Genomic DNA, 21,649 nt, shown 5'->3' with positions numbered 1-21,649 from the left:
TATATGACTCCTATCACATAGCATCAAGCGCTTCAGGCGACCGTCTTAAACATAATATCGACGATTTTTGTATATCCACCTAAATATACGAAAACGAGTATTTTAAACGGTAAACTTAAAATCATCGGCGGTACCATCATCATCCCGAGGTACATTAAAAGTGTACTAATAATCAAATCTATAAATACAAACGCTAAATAAATGAACATCCCTGTTAGTAAACCTTTTTGAATTTGCGTTAACGTAAAGGATGGTACGAGTGTAAATAAGGAAAGATCTTTCAAATCTTTCGGCAACTCTTCTCCGCGTACTTTCAGCATCATTTTCAAATCATGCTTATACGTATGCTTTGACATATATTCTTTCATAATAGGAGCTGTCGTTTCCGCAGCTTGGCTTACTGTTATTTTCTCTTTCGTCATCGGATCCCACACATCGCTCTTCAGTTGCCCGAGTACAGGCTGCATCGTAAAGAGTGATAAAAATAATGCAAGTCCAACAAGCACTTGGTTTGGTGGTAAATTCATTACCCCAAGTCCTTGACGTGTAATCCCAAGAACGATCATAAAATAAGTAAAATGTGTAAATAATAGAACGATAGAAGAAGATAATGATAAAAGGGTAACGAGCGCAAATAGTTGTACACTTGAATTACTCGTAAACTCTTTTCCATTTTCGAAATTAATAAAACCGTTCGGGGCCGCATACGCTGGATTTACAAAAATAATTGAAAAAACGATAGAAAATACGAAAATAACGGCTAATAATGATAACTGTTTCTTTATTCTCATGATGGATCCTCTACTTTTTTCGTTTCAGTCTTCACCGCGTCTTCTAGTGCTTGTTGAAACTGATTTCCTGTTCCGGTTAATTGCACAGACTGCACACCGTTATTACTAATAACAGTGAACACTTGCTTTCCGTCCACTTCAAATAAAAAGGCACTCGTTTGATGATTTAAATACACGCCGTCTTTTACTTGAATATGGCCATTTTCACCCTGCTTAAAAAACTGCTGTTTGCGCGTCTTTTTCGTCATATAATATGCACCGTAACCGAGCGCACCAAACAGTAAAACGACTTGAAATAAGGTCGTCATATACGACATATGACTCCTCCTCTACTCTTTATCTTGCATTTGACTTTGCGCTTTCATAAGCGCCGCTTGTTTCTTATCAGCTTCAATTTCAGAAATGATAATACCGAATTTCTCGTCCATTACAATTGCTTCACCGATGCCGACTTTCATATTACTTAAATACACATCTACTTTATGTCCTAAGTTTTTCTCTACTTCAAGAACATCGCCAACTTTTAACTGCTTTACATCACCGAGCGTAATAGATGACTTTCCAAGCTTTACACCAAGTTCAATCGAAATATCTGAAACAGTATCAATATGTGCTTTACCTGCTTCATTTCGCTTTCCTGCAAAATCTTCTAATCCCATTAATGACACAGGAGATACTTCATGCTTCATATGGATCCTCCTACTCTACAAAACTTTTAAATAGAAGCGCCTTACGCGTTCCATCTTTTCCAATAAAACAATTAAATTTATGCTTTCCATCTACATAACCAAGTAATTCATCCGAAACTTTCGTATGAAGCGGAATAATATCGCCTTCTTCAATTTGTTCAATCTCACTCATTGTCATTTTCTGCTCACCAATCGCAACGTGAACAGGTTTGTACACTTGATTTACTTTCACTTCCACTTCAGACGTATACTTCCTACGTTTGTCCGAAGAATGTTCGACAATATTTTCAGACGTTAACTTATCCATAATTTCTTCAACAGATAAGAACGGAATCCCGATACGCACCGTCGTATTCCAAAAATCTGTTTTCATATTTACGTTAAGTAATGAAATGATATCGCTCGCTGTCGTAATCTTTAATGCATTCGGATCTGTTTCCGTCGTTACAAATTTCGGTTCAATCGCAACAACACTTTCAAATGATTGCTCTAAATTTTTACAAAGAAGCAAGAATATATTATCAAGCGTTAAAAACTCAAATGCTGTTAACGGTCTGCGCATCGTAAAGTTACGCTTACTATCTCCGCCAAGCCAACATTCATGAATATAAATAACGAATGCTAAATCAATCTCAATAACAATTTCTCCAAGCTCTGGTAAACCGAGATCAATTACGCAATATAAATAATAATCTTTCGGCATTTTCTCCACATACTCACTCGTAAATGGAACTTGCTCAACCGTTGAAGGCTCTAATTCAATTGGAATACGCATACGCGCTGATAACGTCTGTGACGTCTGTTTCCCAAACGTAGAAGCAATCGCTTGCAAACTACGTAAATGCTCAACACCGAACTTCTCTGGTCTATTAAAATCATACTCTTGAAATTTCTCTTGCTTTCCTGCTTCTTGTGCGAAAGCTGGCATTTCCTCGCCTTCATTTACCGCCTTCAGCAGGGCATCAATTTGCTCTTGGCTTAATTTTTCGCCACTCATGACAATCCCCTTCCCTACCTTTTCAATTCAACGATTTCAACGTACATCTTCCCATTCTTCGTCAAAATCTTTCCGGTTCCAATCTCTTCATTCTCAAGCATAAGACGCACCGTATTTTTCGTTGAATTTTCAAGACGATACAATGTACCTTTCGTAATATGAAGCAGATCTTCAATTTTCTTTTTCGTATTTCCGATTTCAAAATAAATTGTTAACGGAATATCATCTTGTAATTTCAAATCTAGCCAACTCCCATATCATGTTCACGAAAATTTCATGTTCTCTCTATATATGAAACTTCTTATTTTGAAACGTCGATATTTAATATTTTTTTAATATATCCTTGCGTTTCTTTAAATGGCGGTACGCCTCCGTACTTTCTCACATTGCCAGGACCAGCATTATAAGAGGCAAGTGCCAATACTAAGTCGCCGTTATTTTTCTTTAAATAACCGCTTAACTCTTTCACACCACCTTCAATACTTTCAGCTGGTGAAAATGGATTCTTCACACCCATTTCCTTCACATTAGCTGGCATAAGCTGCATAAGACCCATCGCACCTGCATGTGATACCGTTTTCGGATTAAAATTAGACTCTACTTCAATCATTTTTTGAATTAACGTTTTTGGAATTCCGTATGTACGACTTACTCGATCAATAATATCCTCATACTTCCCTTCATTGGAAGAACGTATTTTTTGAATATTATACTTCTTCGTTAATTCCCACGTATCAGCAGCCTCATTTTTCGTTTCTGGGAAACGTCGTTCAAACTCTTTTTGCGCAACTTGCACTTCATCTGCTTTCTTCGTTTCAACCTTTTCTTCAGGCTTACTCGCTTCCTCTACTTTATTAATAGTTTCTGCCGGTTTATTAACAACCGCTTCTATTTTCGTAGATTGTACCGGCTGACTCATATCCTCTACTTTTGCCGGCTGCGTAGTTTCTTTCGTCTCCTTCGCAGGTTCACTCTGCAACTTCTCTTGAAAACGACTACTAACAAATGCTTGTGGACTACTTAACTTTTGCTGAATTTGTCCTTTTTTATATGCAAGCACTTCTTTTACTATATTTCCAACTATCATAATATCACCTTTTCGGTAAACAAAGATAATCTAATATTAGAGTTTTTTTTTAAAGTTTGCAATAATCCTTTTAATAATTATGTAATAAAAAAATGAATATATTGTTAAACTGTTATTTTTTTATATTTATTAATTCGAATTTTTAGTTGACACCCGTTGTAGCAAGGATTACAATAAATCTCGAAATTGATTTTTTCGCATATTACCGTTTTTCAATTTGCAGAAAAGTCAATATAAAAAAATGGGGGTTTCTTAACATGAGAATTAATACAAACATTAACAGCATGCGTACTCAAGAGTACATGCGCCAAAACCAAGCTAAAATGAGCAACGCTATGGACCGTTTATCAAGCGGTAAACGTATCAACAACGCTTCTGACGATGCAGCAGGTCTTGCAATCGCAACTCGTATGCGTGCACGTGAAAACGGTTTAGGTGTTGCAGCTAACAACACGCAAGACGGTATGTCATTAATCCGTACAGCTGACTCAGCTTTAAACTCAGTATCTAACATCTTACTTCGTATGCGTGACATCGCTAACCAATCTGCGAACGGTACGAATACTGGTGACAACCAAAAAGCATTAGATAAAGAATTTTCTGCATTAAAAGAACAAATCGATTACATTTCTAAAAACACAGAGTTTAACGATAAGAAATTATTGAATGGTGATAATAAAACTATCGCTATTCAAACTTTAGATAATGCAGATACTACTAAACAAATCAACATCAATTTAGCTGATTCTTCTACTAAAGCATTAAAAATTAACGAACTTACAATCGCTGGGGTAAGCACAACAGAAACTATCAACGTTACACTTACTGCTGATGATATCGCGGGTGCTCAAGAGAATATTACTGCAGCAACTAAGGCATTCTCAGACATAAAAGCTGCAGACGGTTCAGCAATACCTCCAGTTACTGCTTCTACTAAAGAAGAAATTGCTAAAGCAGTTGAAACATTTAAAGATGCATTTGATAAAGTTAAACCTTTAATGTCTAAGGCAAATGTTAAAGCCGTTGAAGCAGCAATTGCAGAATCTGTTAAAGCTCCAACAGATATAGACAAAGCTCAGGCAATTGGTACAGCATTTGTTGCTCCTAAAGCAGGAGACGTAATTGAAAAAGGAGTACAAAATGCTTCTGGTGCTATCAAAGCAATTGATTCAGCTCTTGAAACAATCGCTTCAAACCGCGCAACTCTAGGTGCTACATTAAACCGTCTTGACTTTAACGTAAATAACCTAAAGAGCCAATCTGCTAGCATGGCTTCAGCTGCTTCTCAAATCGAAGACGCTGACATGGCGAAAGAAATGTCTGAAATGACTAAGTTCAAAATCTTGAACGAAGCTGGTATCAGCATGCTTTCTCAAGCAAACCAAACTCCACAAATGGTTTCTAAATTATTACAATAAGCCATTTGAGTTAGTTTCATGAATAAACCTCTCTGCTTGCGGAGAGGTTTATTTTTTATAAAAACTTCCTTTTTTTGATGGAAGAGAGCATCTGCGGTGCATAGAAACGGTTAGTGCTTATCTTGATCCCCTCTTATGCTAAAACACAAATAGCAAATAAGCATAAGCCTTTTTATCTTTTCATGACCTTTTATTAACTTTAGAACACTAACTATATCAATCTATAAGGGGTGTCTATTATGCGTATTGGTACGAATGTTTTAAGTATGAATGCTAGGCAGTCGTTGTATGAGAATGAGAACCATATGAATGTTGCAATGGAGCATTTGGCGACTGGTAAGAAGTTAAATACTGCTTCGGATAATCCAGCAAACGTAGCGATTGTGACTCGTATGCATGCGAGAGCGAGTGGTATGCGCGTGGCGATTCGTAATAATGAGGATGCACTATCAATGCTTCGTACGGCCGAAGCTGCCCTTCAAACTGTGACGGATATTTTGCAGCGTATGCGTAATTTAGCTGTTCCATCTGCAAATGGTACAAATTCAAATAAAAACCGTGACTCACTCAGTAAAGAATTTCAATCTTTAACAGAACAAATTAGCTATATTGGCGAGACGACTGAGTTTAATGATTTATCCGTATTTGACGGTCAAAACCGCCCAGTTACATTAGACGATATCGATCATACGATAAATATGACGAAACATATTCCCCCTTCCCCTACACAACACGACATCAAGATTTCAACAGAACAAGAAGCCAGAGCGGCGATTCTTAAAATTGAAGAGGCTTTACAAAATGTATCACTTCATCGTGCTGATCTCGGTGCTATGATGAATCGTTTACAGTTCAATATTGAAAATTTAAATAGCCAAAGTATGGCCCTAACAGATGCAGCATCTCGAATTGAAGATGCAGATATGGCGCAGGAGATGAGTGATTTTTTAAAGTTCAAATTATTAACTGAAGTTGCCCTTAGTATGGTTTCACAAGCGAACCAAATTCCGCAAATGCTTTCTAAACTACTACAATCGTAAAAATTCATCTTCCTTCTTTGGAACGATTCCATACAAAATAAAAGGGAAATACATATAAACTATGTATCTCCCTTTTATTTTGTACCCAAATTTTATTACTGTGTTACGGTCATAACTTGTCCGCTACGATCAACCATAATTTTCATTTTACCGTCTTGTGCATTATATAGCCCTAGTTTATGTAATTCCATTTTACAATCTTGTACGAAAGTTGGTAATTTACGAATTTGATCGATATCAGAACTTGTAATGAAATGAATTAAAAGCTGCGTCATGCCTTTAATATCTTGTACAAGCTCTTCTTTCTCTCGTTTTAACCTTTCATTTTCTAGTTGTAACGACTGCAATTCACCTTCTAGGCTACGTGTATTCTTTGCTTCTCTAAAACGCCCTGCCGCCATACTAGAAAGCTTATAAATACCTTCCATAAACTGATGTAGTTCGTCTTCTTTCCTGTCACTACATTGATTAATTGTTTCAAAGTTATCAACAATACCAGATATAACTGTTACAAGACTTTTTTCATCCTCTTTATGCTGGATTTCTTCTTTTAATTCGTACTCGTTTTCTTGTTTTCTTGCAACGATTGTCTCTTTTACTGGTATATATTTTCTCTTTCGTCCTGGTTTTTGTTTTTCAATATTTTCAAACGGTATTTCACGTTTTTTCAATTTATAATACGTATTTTGCAATTGACTTTCTGTTTTTGGAAAAAGATTTAGTTCATTTTTACTTACGTATTTTGAAATATTTAAAATGTTTAAACCGTGACGCTGACAAAATTGATACACTTCATACAGTAGCTCTAGTTCAGATTTCAGCCATGTAATTGCTGATTTTTCGTACGCTCGCATCCCGCCATTTTTTTCTATATCTATTTGAAATAATACCATTCTATTATGTAAATCAACTAATTCTTCATACTTTACTTGGAATTCTTTTTCTATTTTTTTAAATTCCACCTCTAGTTGCATATCGTTCATTTTATTATTTGACATGTTTTGTAAAAGACCTAATACATTAATTGCTGTGTGGTGATACATAATCTGTGCCACTCCCCCTCATCCTTTCACAATTCTCATCTGACTCCCATGTCTTTTAAGAAAATAGCAATTTTTACATATCCATATTATAACAGTTCGAAATTATCTGTCAAATAATTAACATACAAAAATGTATAGAAAGTATAAAAATTTGGAAAATGTTTTTTATTAATATGTAAAATTGCATATTAATTACATTTAATTATATTATATGGTATTTTGAATATTTTTTCACCGAAAAAATTTGCGTTACCACGAAATATAACTAAAATAATCCCAAAAATACGTTCGCTTATATTTTTAAATCAAAAATCTCTAAATGAAGATTATTCACACAGACAGCGACAAACACCCAAGAAACCTTTCATTTTTCTGCCTGTTTAAAGTATAGAATACTAAAAAGGAACTAACCAATGCTTACACATGGCTAATTCCTTCCCCCTCTAACAGAATAGAGTTATAAACCCAATCTTCAAATCCTCAATCAAAGTCTCACTTCTTCTTACCTAAAACTACTTCATACCTCTGAACTCACATCGCATGAGACTCTATTAAGCACTGAAAACTTACTTACATAAGTAGTTTCCCCTATTCCTACTAAATAGAAAAATGTTATACACCAGCTCTTCTGCTTACCTATAACCACTCCATATCTCTGGTCTCAACATCGCATAGGGCTCTATTAAGCACTGACCGCTCAGCACTTAGCTAGAGCTTCTATTCTGGCTAAATAGAAGCTTTTAAAGCACTAACTTATCAACTAAACCAATTAACTCTTGAATATCTGGCTTACTTACTTGGGCATTTGCTCCTACAGCTTCACCTTTATGGAATAATTCATTTGTAATTAATGAAGAGAAAATAATGACTGGTAAACGATTCATTACTTCACTATCCTTAACTACTTTTGTTAAATGATGTCCATCCATTTTTGGCATTTCAATATCCGTAATTAGCAGGTGAATATGTTCAAACATTTTTTCGCCTTGCTCTTTCGCTAATTTTTCAATTTGCGCTAACGCTTCTGCACCATTGCTGAAGAAGTTCATTTTCGTATATCCAGCTGATGATAATGTTTCTTCTAATATTTGACGAAGCATCGCTGAATCTTCTGCAATATAAATTACTTTTTCAGCCCGATCTGTTTTTTGTTCTAACCCTGCAATTGATTTATTGTCATAACCAGTGCCGCTAATTTCACATACAATTTTTTCATAATCTAATAGTAAGATGATTTTGCCATCTAGTTTTACAATACCAGATGTCGTTTCTTCTAGTCCCATAGATAATGAAGCTGGTTCATCAATTTGTTCCCATGAAATACGTTGAATACGATGCACTTCATCAACGCGGAAAATAACTTTCATTTGGTTTAATTCTGAGATGATAAATTTCGTTTGATCAAGTGGCTTTGTTGACTTTAAATTAAGAGCCATTGCTAAGTTAATAACAGGTAAAATTTCACCACGTACTTGAACAACACCTTCAACTGCATGATGAGATTCTGGCACAGTTGTAACAGGGAATGGATTAATGATTTCACGTACTTTCATTACATTAATACTAAATAGGTTTTCACCAACAGTGTACGTAACAATCTCTAATTCATTTGTTCCGCTTTCTAATAAAATACTTTGTGCTTGTGACATAAAGGTGTCGCTCCCCTTCCATTAATTCCGTATATCTAATTATTAAGCTTTATAAAAGCGAAAAAGTCAACTACCTATATAAAAAATATAGATAGTCGAACGATTCATTTTATAAAAAAAACAATTAATCTTGTATAAACGAAGCAAGTGCCTCTAATAACACTTCTTGTGCTCCTACAACTTCCGTCGGCATTGCTTCCCATTTTTTCGAAAGCTCGGTCTCTACTCTTATTCTCAGCTCAGAATTCATTTCTGCTAGCACATATTCTTTCGTTGCTATATCAACATCCAGTAGCGCGAGTGCATATAATTCCGGGTCATTTATTTTTTCGAATAATCGTTTTAATACTACTGGTGCTATATGTTTTAATTTTTCAATATGAATTTCCTTATCCGAAAATAGTAACTCATACTGAATAAACGTAACATTTTCTTTAATCACTTTAAAATAACAATTATTTTTTTTATCATTCACAAAATAACCGTGTGGATCTGCAATAATACTCTCTACTTTACGAATTAAATCTGGCAAACTATTCGCCGCCATTACAGTCCGCTGCTCAACCTCACTCGGCGAAATGAATGTAACGCGATACTTATTTTGCGCCATCCTCCTCACCTCTCCTTTTATAAAAATCTATCGTCACATACTATCCAGAAGGCACTGGCCTACTATGAGATGATTATCTCATCTCCAACTATCTCAGTACGCCTCCATAGCTCTATTCTTACAACTAGGAGCTCTTCTGGATCATAACTGTTTATCTTGCTTACCTCTTCTTATACTACCCTAGTAACTCTTCATACCTCTGTCCTTACCCACCAGTCGAGTCCCTATTAGGCACTAACCGCTCCAAAACAACGCTGGGTCCTCTCGTCAACCCTAAAAAGAGCTTTTAAGATCTTTTTTAAGAACTTTTCAATAACTCTATGTTATTAAACCAAAACGCTATCTGCTGATCCGTAATATCAGGCAACATAACAAAAAACTCACGACACTTCATCTCATCCTTAAACAGTTGATACTTCCAAACGCTATCGCTACCAACACTTATGAAATAAAACTCATGGATACGGCCAATGATTGCTTGTTTTTCGCCAAATGAATACGGAGGCACTTGCTTAATTTCAAATTGATCTGGTAAATATACATGCTCTTCTCGTTCTATTTTTAATACTTGCTCGGCAAGTTCACGTTTATTTTCGAAAAAAGGCAATTGTAAAATTCGCTCTTGTCTTGTCATACGAATAAAAAACCCTTTCTACTCCATTACATTTTTTCATTACGATATATTATCGAATTAAGTTTACAACTTCATTTAATACTTCATCTGAAACTTTAATTACTTTCGCATTTCCTTGGAATCCGCGTTGGTATAACATTAAGTCAACGAACTCTACAGATAAATCTACGTTTGCACCTTCTTGTGCACCACCACGTACTTTACCCGCACCGTTTTGACCAGATGCACCAAGAGCTAAAATACCTGTTGTATTCGTCGCTGTATAGTTACCATTACCTGTTTTCATTAGTCCGCCTTCGTTCGGGAACATCGCAACAGCTAATTGACCTGCAGATTTCATACTTCCATCAGAATATTTTACCATCACATATCCACCGTCAGCAATGAAGCAATCTTTAACTGTCGCTGCTGCTCTACCATCTACGTCTGTTACTGATAATGTTTTATCTGTTGGATGGTTTGTTAAATGACTTAAGTCTAATTTTATAGAGCCGCCATCAAATGGAATATTGGCTCCTTGCTCTTTCGGATTTGGATTTCCAACAGCATCAAATGTCATATTACCACCTGCACCTGGAACATCCTTAAACTCTGTTTCTTTTTTCGAGTCATTACGCATTTGTACTTTATATGTATAATTATGTTCACTCGTTTGTTTAAACTCTACACGCATTGTCCATGTATTCCCTGCGTTATCATATACAGGTAAATCTTGTGTAATTTGTTTTTCACCAGTTGGAATATTCCCTTTAATTGTCCCTTTCGATGTTCGAATACCACCAATTGCTGTTCCCATTGGAATTTGCAACGGTCCTGGAATTCCAGATAAATCAACTTCACCAGTTGCCTCATTTGCAGGGTATGCAAATACGTATTGACCTTCAGTATTCGTAATATAGTAATCTGAAGATATCCCAAACGTACCTTTACGAGTAAATTCCATATTCCCGCCCTTTGAATCACCTACAACGAAGAAACCATTACCTTCCATTGCGGCTTGTGTTTTGCCACCTGTTAACGTAATTGTACCATCACTATAATCCGTAACTGTACCACTCATTTTCACACCATTACCAATACTTTTCGGATTTGTTCCTGCGTATTTACCGTCACCTTTTGCACCAATCGAATTGTTATATAGTAAATCATCAAACATTGCTTTTTGTTTTTTATAACCTACTGTTTGTGCATTGGCAATATTATTTGAAGTTACACTTAATGCATTTTGTGTTGCATTCATCCCTGTAATACTTGTATATAACGCTTTAATCATAACGTATGGACACTCCTTATGAATTTGTAGTTTTTACTTCTTCAGTTACTTTTTGATCGTCTTTCTTTGCGTCTTCTGGGTTCGTTTCCCCAATCGGTTTATCAGACACTCTCTCAACGAAACGAAGAGATACAACCTTATTATTAATAACGAGCTGTACATCGTTATTTTCCGCAAGGCGAACCGTTTCTACTTGACCGGTTACTTTGTTTCCGTCACCGTCAACACCTCTTACGTATTTACCTAAAAACTTCATTCCACCATCAAGTGCTGTTGAATACATCGTTGATTGTAGCTTATCTACTGCTTTCGTCATATTCTGTACTTGTTCCATAAGAGATAACTGTGCTGTCTGATTCATCATTTGATTCATATCCATCGCATTAAATGGATCTTGATGTTGGAAACTTGATAAAAACAATTTTAAGAAATCATCTTTCCCCATTACCCCAGGAGTCTTTTGCGCTCCTGCCGAAACTCCATTACTTTGTTGCACTGGCGATTGTACACCATTAACAGTTGCGTTTTTTGCTTGCGCTCCTGCTTGTAACGGAATATGATTTGTACTCGTTGTATTTAACCCAACTGTTGGCACGCTTTATTCCTCCAATAATCCCGCAAATTCTGTTGATTGTTGTTTTTCATGATTTGTATTTGCTAATTTCTGTTTTTGCCTTTGCTCTTGTTCTCGCTGTTCTTTTCGATTTTCATCTTTATCTGAATAGCTAATTTGAATATTGATTTCTTTTTCTTTTAATTTTAATTTCAATTCATCAAAAATGATTTCAACACGTTTTTTCGCATCGTGTTTTTCCATTTCTACGTGAACGTCAATTTGATCTCCGTGTTTTTTCATAAACACTGTTAATGTACCAAGTTTTTCTGGATTTAACTGAAATAAAACACGTTCTTGTTTCACTACAAATTTTTGCAGCGCTTCTACTTGCGCTTCCATTTTCTTTCCTAAGTCAGGTAACGAAACTTTCTCAGCACCACTATTTGATTTCCCTACTTGTTCGGTACTCGCCGTTTTATTTAATAACTCTGCACCTGCAGAGCTCGAATCGTTTAATGCATCAACTTCTGGCAACTCTATCTTTGCATCATCGCTCTCAGTTTTCGGAAGATCTACCTCTTTAGACTCTTCTTGTTTCTTTGCAATATTACAAGTTTCTGTTTCTACAACCTTCAACGCTTGCATCGTCTGCTCTGGCATCTTCATTTTGTCTAATACCATTTGCATTGTATCTTCTAAACATATAGCATTTTTGATATTCATATTTGAAAGAAGTTCTTGTAATTGTTGTAATTCAGCTGCAGGTAATTCATTAAGTTTAATATTGCCATATTCTTTATATAGCTCTTGTATTTTTTGTATGTATTGATATAACAATTCCGGCTGCACATGTAATTGCTCAATTGCAACCATTTGCTCAGATACAGCTAATAACAACTGTTCTGTCTCTTTTTTTTCTTCTTTCTTTACAATAGGCTCTTCTTTCGTTACCGATTTTTTAGAAAGAATATAATCTTTTTTCTCTTCTGGTGGTGCTTCTTCTCGTTTCGTTTTCTCCGTTTTCGGCTGCTTTTTATTTTCCATTCTCATCGTACGATCGAATGAAGAATCTTCATTTTTCGATTGTACTTCTAGCCCTTTTTCTTTTTGCGGAGGTAAACTTTGTTGCACCGGTAATACAGACTGTATCACTACATTCACCTCATCCATTCATACACATTTTCAAATCCAGAAGCATTTTTTCTTCCAGCTTTTCTTGTGCTTTCGCAAGCTTTTTGCAATTTTCTTGATACATCTCATCAATGACACGTTCTTTTTCTTTTACTTGCTCTAAAAGGCTTTCATTTTTTTGAATAAAACCTTCCGTTTTTTTAATTTTTCGATTCCATTCTTCTATTCTTTCAGGTGAAAACGTATGTGAAGAAAGCATACCTGCCATAATACGTTGTCCAGTTTGTACGACTTTACTACGTGATTTCACAACATATAAATCATATTCTTTTTTTTGTTCTATTTTTCTTTTTTCAGCTGTTAATTCATACACTTCTTTTAAAATATGTTCTTTTTCTTGATTTATTTGGAATTTTATTGTGTCGTACTGCTGTTTATCCACCTGTTTTCATAGCCCCTTCCTATTATAACGTTCTCTTTTTCTATTATATAGTTTTTTTCCAAAAAAATCTGTGAAATATTAAAAAACAAAAAAATAAGACCTCTTAGGCAGAGGCCTTATACTATATGGTGTATCGCTTCAACGATATCATCAAATTGGAAACTATCCGATCGACCTTGCTTTAAAAACGTATTTATACCTTCTACTTTATTTTTACATTCAAAAATATAAGCATTTTCTTCATTTTCTTGAATCGTTCCTAACTTAAAATACAATTCATTTTCTTTATAAATTGATAAAATTCTTCTCATTTCATTTGCAAGTTGCCAATGATGTGGCGACACGATTTCTTCCATAATCCTACTTACTGAATCTAATACTGAAATTGCAGGATAATGACTAAGCGTTGCAAGCTCACGCTTTAATACAATATGTCCATCTAAAATACCACGCGCTAAATCTGGTACAGGACCATTTAAATCGTCCCCATCAACAAGCACCGTATAAATACCTGTTATAGATCCCTTTTGCGTTTTTCCGGACCGCTCTAACAGCTTCTTCATATAACTTTCCATTAACAGTGTTTTACCACCAATCGGTAACTCTTTAACAGCAATATCAACACTTCTACGGGCATCGGCGAAACGAGTAACAGAGTCCATCATAAGTAGTACGTTATTGCCTTGATCACGGAAGTATTCAGCAATAGACGTTGCGAGTTTCGCGGCACGAAGTTGCATAAGGTGACTTTCATCTGACGTCGCTACAACAACGACGCTTTTTCGCATCCCTTCCTCGCCTAACTCTTTTCGAATAAAGTCTTTTACTTCCCGGCCACGTTCTCCTACTAAACTAATAACGTTTATATCAGCTTTTGCATTTTTTGCTATCATTCCAAGTAAAGTAGATTTACCAACTCCTGACCCAGCAAAAATACCAATCTTTTGACCGATACCAATTGTTAGCATAGAATCAATTGATTTTATTCCTGTTTCAAATACATCGGTAATCTCTTCACGTTCAAATGCATGTATAGGCGGTGCATCTAGTTTAATTTTCTGTAATGGAATGTTTTCAGCTTCCTCATTTAACACTTCACCATTTGCACTTAACACTTTTCCGAGCAAGTGATTACCACGTGGTACAACAACATCTTCTGAAACTAATGTCACTGAATCTCCATAACATACTTTTTCTGTCTGTTCAAATGGAAGTAGCATATTATTTTCTTTTTCAATAGCAATCACTTCACATAAGACGTTATGTTCTCCAACGAAGCAAACATCTCCAATCTTCGCTTTCGGCCCTTTTGCTACGAAAAACTGTTCTTGTACACTATGAACTTTGCCTACTTTCGTATACAGCGGTGTTTCAATGAACTTATTCCATTTTTCGTTCTCATTCATTAACAGGCGGCTCATACATTTTGCTCCTCAAATAACTTCTCTTCTTCCCATTTCTGACGAAGTTTCACAAATATAGGTGCAAATTTAAATTCAAAGAACTCTTTCTCTTCTTCCAGAACAAATTCACCAAACTGCAGGGAGAAATCATATTTCCATTCTACTAATTGTAGTAACCAATATTCTTTCGTATTCTCCTTCTCTTCTTGAATACGTTCAAACGTTTCTGGATGTACTGTAATGATTAATTTTTCAAACGAAGTTGGCAATGTTTGCACGATGCCAGTTAAAATAGGTAACACATCAAGCAATCGTGAATCTACCGCTTGATTCACGATTTTTTCTGCTAGATGAAAAGATTGATCCCATAATAACTCTGTCCATTCATATGCTGTTTCTTGTTGTTCTTTTTGAAACTGCACACGCGCTGCTTCCATCTGTTCCATTTGTTCATGAATATGCATTTGAAATTGTTCTTTATCTTGTAATAACTGCTGACGCTCTCGTTCTAGCATTTGTTGCTCTTGCCTTAGCTGATTCATTTCCATATGTAATGACTCTTGCTGGGCGCGAAGCTCTGCATGATCAGCTTGTAATTCTTCCTCTTCTATTTGGACTGAAGCTGGTTTTGGAAATTGTAATTCATACGTTTCTTCAGAAAAAGAAACAGAATTCTTCGGAATTCTGTTTTTAAATAAGGACATCATCTTCACCTCTTTGAACGATAATTCTTCCTTCTTTTTCTAGCTTTTTCACTGTACCAGTGATCGTTTGCTGCGCTTTTTCAGCATCCGTCATCTTAAGTGGTCCTAAGCCATCTAATTCTTCTAGAATCATCTCTTTACGGTTTGAAGACATACATGTAAATAGTTTCTCTTTAATTTCTTCTTTTGCAATTTTAAGTGCTTTCGCAAGAACACCGTTATCTGTAATTTCTTCTAATACACGGCGAAGCGCAAGATCTTCAAGACCAAGTAAGTCTTCAAAGACAAACATATTTTCTTTAATTTTCTCAGATAACTCATAATCGACTTCATCCAGCTTTTGAAAGACTGTTTTTTCAACACCTCGTGAAACATTATTTAAAATGTTTACGATCGTTTTCAAGCCATCAGTTTTATTAATTGCACTAAATGCCATATTATTTAATTTCGATTTTAACAACTCACCAATTTGATTAATTAATTCGCCATCAACTTGTTCTAATTTTGCAATACCCATTACAGTCTCTACTCGTTTATGATCTGGCAATCTCTCAATTAATTGAGACGCAAGTTGCGGTTTAATATAAGAAGCGATAATTGCAATTGTTTGTGGTGATTCATCATTAAGCACTGTAAGGAGTGGCTCTAAATCTGTAAGTGAATTTAAGAACTCAAACGGATTATCTTTGTTATACCAAAGATCTTCCAATAATTTTTCCAGTTCGTCTTCTGGCATGTTTTTAAATATGCGACGAATATATTCTTTATCTGGAGTGACTAAGTTCAATTCTTTTACATTTAGTTCATATAAGAACTCTCCTAGTACATTTTCTAACGTTTCTGGTTTGTATACACGAAACTTTGCGATTTCACGAAGTAGTACTTCTTTTTCCTCAGCTGTCATATATTCAATGACTTTTGCTGCCACCCCTTCTTCTAATGTACGAATAAGGATGGCAGCTTTTTCTTTGGAGGAGATTTCATCTAACATCGTTGTTCCTCCCTTACTGTCCGTTTAACCATTTTTTAATTACTTTTGCAGTTCCTTCTACATGTTCTTTCGTAGCATCCTGCACTTGTTCATCTAACGTTGGTTCTTTCGGTTCTTCTGGTTCAGGTTTTGGCTCTGGCACTATTTTTTCTTCAGGAATTTCCAAGATACTTTCATTACTTGCAGCCACTTCCTCTTCTGCTAAGTATTCTTCATATTCCTCTTCTTCTTCTTTCTTTCTCTTACGTCTTGCTAATAAGAACCATACTAGACCACCGATTGCTAATAAGCCAGCTGTAATTCCACCGAATAACCACCAGTTCATACCACTTTTTTCTGGCTCTTTCTCTTTTTCGGCTTTCGGCTGATCGAACTGAACAGTTACAACGTTAACTTGACCATTTATAAAGTTACCGTTCGGATCAGCTTGAAGTCCTGCCGCTGTTCCAATTGCTTCTTTAAAAGTTGTCATATCAATTCTACGTTTTACTAGCGTATCATTATCTACCCATACAACAACATTTGTTTTCGTTAATTCTGGGTGTTTCTTAATTGTTTCAACTGTTTTATCTATTTCATAGTTTTCGATTTTGTTACCATTTTTATTATCATAAACAACTTTACCATTTTGATTATTGTTCGTACCGTAGTTTGGCACTTCACCGTTCGCTGTAATACCAGCACCTTGCTTCGTATCTGCCCCTTCTTGCGCAGTAGAGCTTTCCTCTTGCTCTTGTTTACTACGAAGTACACCTTTATCACCATACTTTTCTGACTGACGTGTAACTTCATCGTAGTTTACAGATACTTTCGTATTCACTTTATATTCATTCGGTTTAAACATCGTCATTAACGTTGCATCAATATCTTGCTTTAATTTACCTTCAAGTTGATGCTGCATCTCTACTTCTTTCTCATAAGAAGAAGAACTACTAGAATGTGCTTCATCTGTCCCTTTTGAGATAACACCTTTTTTACTATCAATAACGCTTACTTCTTCTGCCTTTACACCAGGAACTGCTGCACTTATCATTTGCTGTATACCTGCAACTTGATCAGCTGTTAACAATTGTCCACGTTTCACTCCAACCGTAATCGCCGCTGTTCCTTTTGCTTTTTCTTCATCAAAAATTGTCTCTTTTTCAGGCAATGTAATTTGAACATTTGCCGTTTCAACTGTCGCAAAGTTTCTTACAATATCTTGCTCCAATTGCTTCTTCGTACCGACAATTTGCTTCATTTTTTTATCTTGCTCACTTGAACCGAGCGAGCTTTCTAATAAAATTTCCTCACCACTTTTAGAATTAAACGGTAAGCCCATCCCATTCATTTCTTTTCGAACCCATGGAGCATCATTCTTTTGCACACGAATCGAACCATCGGCCGCTAATTGATAATCGACACCTAACTTCGATAATTCTGCTGTAATCTCTTGTTTATCTGTATCATTTAAATTTTGATATACAACAACATATTTATCTGGCAAGGTGAAGTATAAAAGTGCTCCTGTTACAATCGCTAAAAGCGCAGCACCAATTACTAACTTATGCCACGTTTTTAATGATTGGATAACATTTTTCATCTTTTCCATTTAAACACACCCGTCCACTTTCCTAAATTTGCATATTAATTAGTGACTTATAATTTTCAATAAGATTATCACGTACGAGAGCAGCCGTTTTCATTTGAGACTCAGCTTTCTTTTGCTGAATTAAAACGTCATGTGTTTCTCCTACCCCTTTAGTTAGTAAATCATATACTGCTGTTTGTGCATTGTTTTGTGTTTGATTCATATCTTCCAATAAATCAATAAACTTTTTCCCCTCAACTACAGATGTTTGAGAAGTTTTCGGTGCACCAATTGACTGAATTGCTCCAAATGGTTGTGTATTTAACATTGGTTGGATTTTCATATTACTATCTTCCCCCTTATCCTCGGCCGATTTCTAAATCTTTATCAAGCATTTTTTTATTTGCATTTAATACACTCGTATTCGCTTCATACATTTTTTGAGCAACCATTACATTCGTCATTTCAGCAGTTACATCAATATTTGGATAGCGTACATATCCTTCTTCATTTGCGTGCGGATGCGTCGGATCATACACTAAATTTTCCGTTTTGTCTGCTTCAATACTTTTTATTTTCACTCCATTAGTAGGAGCACCATCTAACATACTTGCAAAACTATTGTTTGATTCTAGCACCACACTACGACGCTCATATAAATCTGCCCCCGGAGCCGCCGTCGTATTCGCATTTACAATATTGTTAGAAGTAACTTCCATCCACTTTCGCGCTGTCGTTAGCCCTGAGCCACTGCATTAATTGCCTGAAACATCCGTTGTCTCTCCTTCTACTTTTAACGTCCGCGTGCCGCTTGGTTAATTGCATATTGTGTATTAATTGCGTTAATTGAAATACCGTATAACTGATTTGTTTTCATTAAATCTAGCATTTCTGTCGTTACATCCACACTATTCCCGTCTTTATTCGTTTGCATTGATTTTGTTTGAATCTTTGCATATGTATTTTTCGTATTTACTGTCGGCAAGTGCATTTCATTCGTTTGATATAAATCTGGATTGCTCTTTAAATCAGCCGCATTGTTTTTATATAATGCACTACTTTTATTCATCTGCTCAGCAAATGTTACATCTTGTGCTTTATAGCCAGGTGTATTTGCATTTGCAATATTACTAGAAACCGTATTTCGTTTCGTCACTAAATAATTCATATAATGGCTTACATCACTCACTAAATCTGGCATATTCCACACCCTTTCTTTTCTAACTTAATGATCCACTGATAGAAGTTTCACTTCATTATTTATTTTCTTATATGCATTTATTAAAATATTTACTATTATGTACCCTTACATATTTTATTCCATTTTTCCATTGTTGTCTTTAGAAAAATACAAAAATATAAAAAAGAATGCAAAAAACTGTATACACACAGTAATCTATACAACATTTCAATATATGAACTATAAACTAAAATCCATTTTTCTATTATTTAGATTACTATTATTTTTTCATCACAGTCATAAAATGAAACCTCAATCAGCGGATTTCTTTATTTAAACGAAGGAATAGACCCCCTTTTAAAAGGGGAATCTGTTTCCAAACGTTATTATTAATATTTACCGTAAAATGAATTGGCCTTCATTCGTCCATCATTTGTCATAATCATTTCTTCCAAAATCTTTTGCTTATCTCGAATATGCTGTGCTGCCTTAATAATAAATGGGCTTACTTCTGCTGCAACTTGCGCACGCGTTTCTTCATCCAATGTCATCATCCAGCGATTTAACATCTCACTCTTCTCAGCAAACTCTCTGTCTGACACTTGCAATTCACCGATTTCATTAAAACAGCTGACAAACGTCCGATAAATATCATTGTTCATTTTCAAGTGCTCCGCGGTAACCGTCTATTAAATCTTGTAACACTTTCACAATTGCATCAATATCTTTCGCTTCACGCGTTACTTTCATCGATTGAATTTGAATGCTAATCCAATCGTATAAACCATATAAACTATCATATAAATCTTTCGTAATTTCAGGATTCAATTGAAGTTTTAATTCTTCAAAAATACGTTCTAACTTTTCAAGAAGTGCGTCCCCTTCTTGTAAGTTAAAAGTATGTAAAAGTTCTTCTAAATTACGAAACTCTACAATACATCTTTCATAAATAAAAATTGTATTTTTAATCGGATTACTCGTCATAATATCATTTTGCATATAACGTTGCCATGCTTGCATACGATCACTTCCTCAACTTTCATTAATCATCACTTTTTTGTTTTGTCATTGCTTTAATTGTTTTTAGTTGGCTATCAAGCGCCGCCAATGTACTTTCTAGCTTTTGATACTTCTTCACAATTTCATCTTGCTTTTGCAAGTTTTGCGTTTCAATATCTTTAATCTTTTTATCTAAATCACTTACACGTGAATCAATATTTTTTACTCTCTCGCCGACTACACCTTTATCACCGAATAGTTTATCAAGTGGCTCTTCCATCATTTTTCCTAAACCGTTAGAACTAAAGAAAAATTGCTTCGCTGCATCTGGCTTCTCTTTTAATGCTTTCGTTAACTTTTCGTCATCAACTTCCATCGTTCCATCTTGCTTTAATTGAATACCAAATGTGAATAAATAATTACCATCTTGAGAAAATGTTACGACATTGTTCATCGCTTGACGTACACTTTGCATAATAGCTTGACCTTGGAAAGCTCCACCTTTTCCAGCAAAGATATCTACTGTAGAAACAGCTTTATTATAATCAGCTACCATTTTTTTAATAACATTCGATGCATCTGTTACGTTTGAGTCATTTACTGTAAATTTCAGGTCTATACCTTTTGTTTTTGGATCTGTTGTTGTACCAGCATCTGGCGCTCCTTCTACTTTCGGCTCAGTTACCTTTAACAACTCAATTTTCACACCAGGAAGAGCTTCAATTGTATTAGTAGAACTTTCATCTGTAATACCATTAATACTATATTTAGCATTTTGTGCTTCATTGATTGTATTGAGCGCTTTGCCATCCGCGTTAGCTAAACCAATATCTTGAAATAGCGTAGATGTGTTCGCCTCAAACTTAATCTGTCCATCTGTTCCCTCTTTTTTCGAGGTCATGAAAATTTTATTTCCAAGTGTATAAGCTGATACGCCATAATCTCCATCATTAATCTTATTAATTAAATCTTTATATGTCATATCTGTTGTTACTTTTAATTCTTTACCGCCTAGTTTTAATGTTTCATCTTTAGGAAGCTTTGCATTTATATCTTTAATTTCATTAGAAGCTATTTGATGACGTTGCGCGAGCTGTGTAATTGTCATATTAAAAGTTCCTGCAATTGCACCACCATCAGCTTTTACATTAATATAACCGTCTTGTGATGTTGTTACTTTTTTCTCATTCCCTTTAAAAGCCGCTAAGTTTTTAAAAGTTTGTGTGAAAGAGCCAAATTCTGATTTCAAACTTGTATATAATAATTTATCATTTGTAAGGTCGTTCTTTTCTTTCGTATACGGTGTCTTTTTCATATCTAACGCATTCATTTCTAATTCAACGAAGTGAGAAGTATCGATCATATTATTTCCAAGATTCCAAATCTGTTGTCTACCACCAATGCCTGTCATCGTTCCTGCCATATTTATCACTCCTTATTGT

25 protein-coding genes and 1 pseudogene are annotated in these 21,649 nt (G+C 35.3%); 2 read left to right on the top strand and 24 right to left on the bottom strand.

The features are described 5' to 3' along the window. Window positions 1-32 precede the first annotated feature (32 nt). The 6 genes from ACODS7_RS05980 to ACODS7_RS05955 form a co-directional block, all read right to left on the bottom strand. Entirely contained in the window at window positions 33-791 is a 759-nt protein-coding gene (locus tag ACODS7_RS05980; RefSeq protein ID WP_001220582.1) for a flagellar type III secretion system pore protein FliP, read from the bottom strand. After that, window positions 788-1,108, bottom strand: a complete 321-nt coding sequence (locus ACODS7_RS05975; protein ID WP_000121178.1) for a hypothetical protein — start codon at window positions 1,106-1,108, stop codon at window positions 788-790. The genes ACODS7_RS05980 and ACODS7_RS05975 overlap by 4 nt, the downstream gene beginning before the upstream one ends. Before the next feature lie 12 nt (window positions 1,109-1,120). Next, window positions 1,121-1,480 (bottom strand): flagellar motor switch protein FliN, encoded by a 360-nt coding sequence (fliN, locus tag ACODS7_RS05970; protein ID WP_000680010.1) that lies wholly within the window; start codon window positions 1,478-1,480, stop codon window positions 1,121-1,123. Window positions 1,481-1,490: 10 nt separating this feature from the next. Beyond that, window positions 1,491-2,477 (bottom strand): flagellar motor switch protein FliM, encoded by a 987-nt coding sequence (gene fliM / locus ACODS7_RS05965; protein ID WP_000012361.1) that lies wholly within the window; start codon window positions 2,475-2,477, stop codon window positions 1,491-1,493. Between the two features lie 14 nt (window positions 2,478-2,491). After that, the gene (locus ACODS7_RS05960; RefSeq protein ID WP_000775712.1) at window positions 2,492-2,716 is read right to left on the bottom strand and encodes a flagellar motor switch protein FliN; all 225 of its coding nucleotides are present in this window, start codon (window positions 2,714-2,716) and stop codon (window positions 2,492-2,494) included. 62 nt (window positions 2,717-2,778) lie between these two features. Continuing rightward, the gene (locus ACODS7_RS05955) at window positions 2,779-3,564 is read right to left on the bottom strand and encodes a lytic transglycosylase domain-containing protein (protein WP_000635230.1); all 786 of its coding nucleotides are present in this window, start codon (window positions 3,562-3,564) and stop codon (window positions 2,779-2,781) included. 257 nt (window positions 3,565-3,821) lie between these two features. Between ACODS7_RS05955 and ACODS7_RS05950 the strand changes: the two genes are divergently transcribed. Next, the gene (locus ACODS7_RS05950) at window positions 3,822-4,982 is read left to right on the top strand and encodes a flagellin N-terminal helical domain-containing protein (protein ID WP_098628991.1); all 1,161 of its coding nucleotides are present in this window, start codon (window positions 3,822-3,824) and stop codon (window positions 4,980-4,982) included. 239 nt (window positions 4,983-5,221) lie between these two features. After that, window positions 5,222-6,022 (top strand): flagellin N-terminal helical domain-containing protein, encoded by an 801-nt coding sequence (locus tag ACODS7_RS05945; RefSeq protein ID WP_098628992.1) that lies wholly within the window; start codon window positions 5,222-5,224, stop codon window positions 6,020-6,022. 95 nt (window positions 6,023-6,117) lie between these two features. Here ACODS7_RS05945 and ACODS7_RS05940 read toward each other — a convergent pair whose 3' ends face one another. The 18 genes and pseudogenes from ACODS7_RS05940 to ACODS7_RS05855 all read right to left on the bottom strand — a co-directional run bounded on the left by ACODS7_RS05940 (window position 6,118) and on the right by ACODS7_RS05855 (window position 21,630). Continuing rightward, window positions 6,118-7,065 carry a DNA-binding domain-containing protein gene (locus ACODS7_RS05940; RefSeq protein WP_142333771.1) on the bottom strand — a complete coding sequence of 316 codons (948 nt, stop codon included), beginning with the start codon at window positions 7,063-7,065 and terminating at the stop codon, window positions 6,118-6,120. A 740-nt stretch (window positions 7,066-7,805) separates the two neighbouring features. After that, entirely contained in the window at window positions 7,806-8,714 is a 909-nt protein-coding gene (locus tag ACODS7_RS05935; RefSeq protein ID WP_000075943.1) for a chemotaxis protein, read from the bottom strand. Window positions 8,715-8,838: 124 nt separating this feature from the next. Continuing rightward, window positions 8,839-9,324 (bottom strand): LysR family transcriptional regulator, encoded by a 486-nt coding sequence (locus ACODS7_RS05930; protein WP_243168301.1) that lies wholly within the window; start codon window positions 9,322-9,324, stop codon window positions 8,839-8,841. Window positions 9,325-9,622: 298 nt separating this feature from the next. Continuing rightward, window positions 9,623-9,958 (bottom strand): DUF3964 family protein, encoded by a 336-nt coding sequence (locus ACODS7_RS05925; RefSeq protein ID WP_016122222.1) that lies wholly within the window; start codon window positions 9,956-9,958, stop codon window positions 9,623-9,625. Between the two features lie 49 nt (window positions 9,959-10,007). Beyond that, window positions 10,008-11,231, bottom strand: a complete 1,224-nt coding sequence (locus ACODS7_RS05920) for a flagellar hook protein FlgE (protein ID WP_000588320.1) — start codon at window positions 11,229-11,231, stop codon at window positions 10,008-10,010. A 16-nt stretch (window positions 11,232-11,247) separates the two neighbouring features. Continuing rightward, window positions 11,248-11,826, bottom strand: a complete 579-nt coding sequence (locus ACODS7_RS05915) for a flagellar hook assembly protein FlgD (RefSeq protein WP_016082176.1) — start codon at window positions 11,824-11,826, stop codon at window positions 11,248-11,250. Between the two features lie 3 nt (window positions 11,827-11,829). Then, a complete protein-coding gene (locus tag ACODS7_RS05910) occupies window positions 11,830-12,939 on the bottom strand; it encodes a flagellar hook-length control protein FliK (RefSeq protein ID WP_142333766.1) in 1,110 nt (369 codons plus the stop codon). Window positions 12,940-12,949: 10 nt separating this feature from the next. Beyond that, window positions 12,950-13,360 (bottom strand): cytoplasmic protein, encoded by a 411-nt coding sequence (locus ACODS7_RS05905; protein WP_098628996.1) that lies wholly within the window; start codon window positions 13,358-13,360, stop codon window positions 12,950-12,952. 116 nt (window positions 13,361-13,476) lie between these two features. Continuing rightward, a complete protein-coding gene (fliI, locus tag ACODS7_RS05900) occupies window positions 13,477-14,781 on the bottom strand; it encodes a flagellar protein export ATPase FliI (protein WP_098138367.1) in 1,305 nt (434 codons plus the stop codon). Then, complete coding sequence (locus tag ACODS7_RS05895) at window positions 14,778-15,467, bottom strand: FliH/SctL family protein (RefSeq protein WP_029441907.1); 690 nt, start codon at window positions 15,465-15,467, stop codon at window positions 14,778-14,780. Before ACODS7_RS05895 ends, fliI begins: the two co-directional genes overlap by 4 nt. Further along, window positions 15,454-16,458: a flagellar motor switch protein FliG gene (gene fliG, locus ACODS7_RS05890; RefSeq protein ID WP_029441906.1), complete on the bottom strand. Its 1,005-nt coding sequence runs from the start codon at window positions 16,456-16,458 to the stop codon at window positions 15,454-15,456. The genes ACODS7_RS05895 and fliG overlap by 14 nt, the downstream gene beginning before the upstream one ends. 13 nt (window positions 16,459-16,471) lie before the next feature. After that, entirely contained in the window at window positions 16,472-18,049 is a 1,578-nt protein-coding gene (locus ACODS7_RS05885) for a flagellar M-ring protein FliF C-terminal domain-containing protein (protein ID WP_029441905.1), read from the bottom strand. Window positions 18,050-18,071: 22 nt separating this feature from the next. Then, complete coding sequence (gene fliE, locus ACODS7_RS05880; RefSeq protein WP_000701682.1) at window positions 18,072-18,371, bottom strand: flagellar hook-basal body complex protein FliE; 300 nt, start codon at window positions 18,369-18,371, stop codon at window positions 18,072-18,074. A 16-nt stretch (window positions 18,372-18,387) separates the two neighbouring features. Continuing rightward, a pseudogene (flgC, locus tag ACODS7_RS05875) lies at window positions 18,388-18,800 on the bottom strand (flagellar basal body rod protein FlgC). A gap of 21 nt (window positions 18,801-18,821) precedes the next feature. Continuing rightward, window positions 18,822-19,229, bottom strand: coding sequence for a flagellar basal body rod protein FlgB (gene flgB / locus ACODS7_RS05870; protein ID WP_016077909.1), 408 nt, complete (start codon window positions 19,227-19,229; stop codon window positions 18,822-18,824). Window positions 19,230-19,597: 368 nt separating this feature from the next. Next, a complete protein-coding gene (locus tag ACODS7_RS05865) occupies window positions 19,598-19,870 on the bottom strand; it encodes a hypothetical protein (protein ID WP_001058088.1) in 273 nt (90 codons plus the stop codon). Continuing rightward, window positions 19,860-20,228 carry a flagellar export chaperone FliS gene (locus tag ACODS7_RS05860; RefSeq protein ID WP_048565258.1) on the bottom strand — a complete coding sequence of 123 codons (369 nt, stop codon included), beginning with the start codon at window positions 20,226-20,228 and terminating at the stop codon, window positions 19,860-19,862. Before ACODS7_RS05860 ends, ACODS7_RS05865 begins: the two co-directional genes overlap by 11 nt. Before the next feature lie 22 nt (window positions 20,229-20,250). After that, window positions 20,251-21,630 carry a flagellar hook-associated protein 2 gene (locus tag ACODS7_RS05855; protein ID WP_098628997.1) on the bottom strand — a complete coding sequence of 460 codons (1,380 nt, stop codon included), beginning with the start codon at window positions 21,628-21,630 and terminating at the stop codon, window positions 20,251-20,253. Window positions 21,631-21,649 lie beyond the last annotated feature (19 nt).

The sequence above is a fragment of the Bacillus sp. FG16 genome, from assembly GCF_057809515.1.
This window is presented reverse-complemented; position numbering and strand designations above follow the sequence as displayed.

Bases quoted from the DNA above. Each gene is read 5' to 3' on its own strand.
- fliG (WP_029441906.1), bottom strand. From the start codon at position 16,458: ATGTTAGATGAAATCTCCTCCAAAGAAAAAGCTGCCATCCTTATTCGT.
- ACODS7_RS05955 (WP_000635230.1), bottom strand. From the start codon at position 3,564: ATGATAGTTGGAAATATAGTAAAAGAAGTGCTTGCATATAAAAAAGGA.
- ACODS7_RS05885 (WP_029441905.1), bottom strand. From the start codon at position 18,049: ATGGAAAAGATGAAAAATGTTATCCAATCATTAAAAACGTGGCATAAG.
- ACODS7_RS05925 (WP_016122222.1), bottom strand. From the start codon at position 9,958: ATGACAAGACAAGAGCGAATTTTACAATTGCCTTTTTTCGAAAATAAA.
- fliI (WP_098138367.1), bottom strand. From the start codon at position 14,781: ATGAGCCGCCTGTTAATGAATGAGAACGAAAAATGGAATAAGTTCATT.
- ACODS7_RS05980 (WP_001220582.1), bottom strand. From the start codon at position 791: ATGAGAATAAAGAAACAGTTATCATTATTAGCCGTTATTTTCGTATTT.
- fliM (WP_000012361.1), bottom strand. From the start codon at position 2,477: ATGAGTGGCGAAAAATTAAGCCAAGAGCAAATTGATGCCCTGCTGAAG.
- ACODS7_RS05860 (WP_048565258.1), bottom strand. From the start codon at position 20,228: ATGCAAGCATGGCAACGTTATATGCAAAATGATATTATGACGAGTAAT.
- ACODS7_RS05895 (WP_029441907.1), bottom strand. From the start codon at position 15,467: ATGTCCTTATTTAAAAACAGAATTCCGAAGAATTCTGTTTCTTTTTCT.
- ACODS7_RS05855 (WP_098628997.1), bottom strand. From the start codon at position 21,630: ATGGCAGGAACGATGACAGGCATTGGTGGTAGACAACAGATTTGGAAT.
- fliN (WP_000680010.1), bottom strand. From the start codon at position 1,480: ATGAAGCATGAAGTATCTCCTGTGTCATTAATGGGATTAGAAGATTTT.
- ACODS7_RS05945 (WP_098628992.1), top strand. From the start codon at position 5,222: ATGCGTATTGGTACGAATGTTTTAAGTATGAATGCTAGGCAGTCGTTG.
- flgB (WP_016077909.1), bottom strand. From the start codon at position 19,229: ATGCCAGATTTAGTGAGTGATGTAAGCCATTATATGAATTATTTAGTG.
- fliE (WP_000701682.1), bottom strand. From the start codon at position 18,371: ATGAAAATCCAACCAATGTTAAATACACAACCATTTGGAGCAATTCAG.
- ACODS7_RS05950 (WP_098628991.1), top strand. From the start codon at position 3,822: ATGAGAATTAATACAAACATTAACAGCATGCGTACTCAAGAGTACATG.
- ACODS7_RS05930 (WP_243168301.1), bottom strand. From the start codon at position 9,324: ATGGCGCAAAATAAGTATCGCGTTACATTCATTTCGCCGAGTGAGGTT.
- ACODS7_RS05920 (WP_000588320.1), bottom strand. From the start codon at position 11,231: ATGATTAAAGCGTTATATACAAGTATTACAGGGATGAATGCAACACAA.
- ACODS7_RS05940 (WP_142333771.1), bottom strand. From the start codon at position 7,065: ATGTATCACCACACAGCAATTAATGTATTAGGTCTTTTACAAAACATG.
- ACODS7_RS05975 (WP_000121178.1), bottom strand. From the start codon at position 1,108: ATGTCGTATATGACGACCTTATTTCAAGTCGTTTTACTGTTTGGTGCG.
- ACODS7_RS05865 (WP_001058088.1), bottom strand. From the start codon at position 19,870: ATGAACAATGATATTTATCGGACGTTTGTCAGCTGTTTTAATGAAATC.
- ACODS7_RS05935 (WP_000075943.1), bottom strand. From the start codon at position 8,714: ATGTCACAAGCACAAAGTATTTTATTAGAAAGCGGAACAAATGAATTA.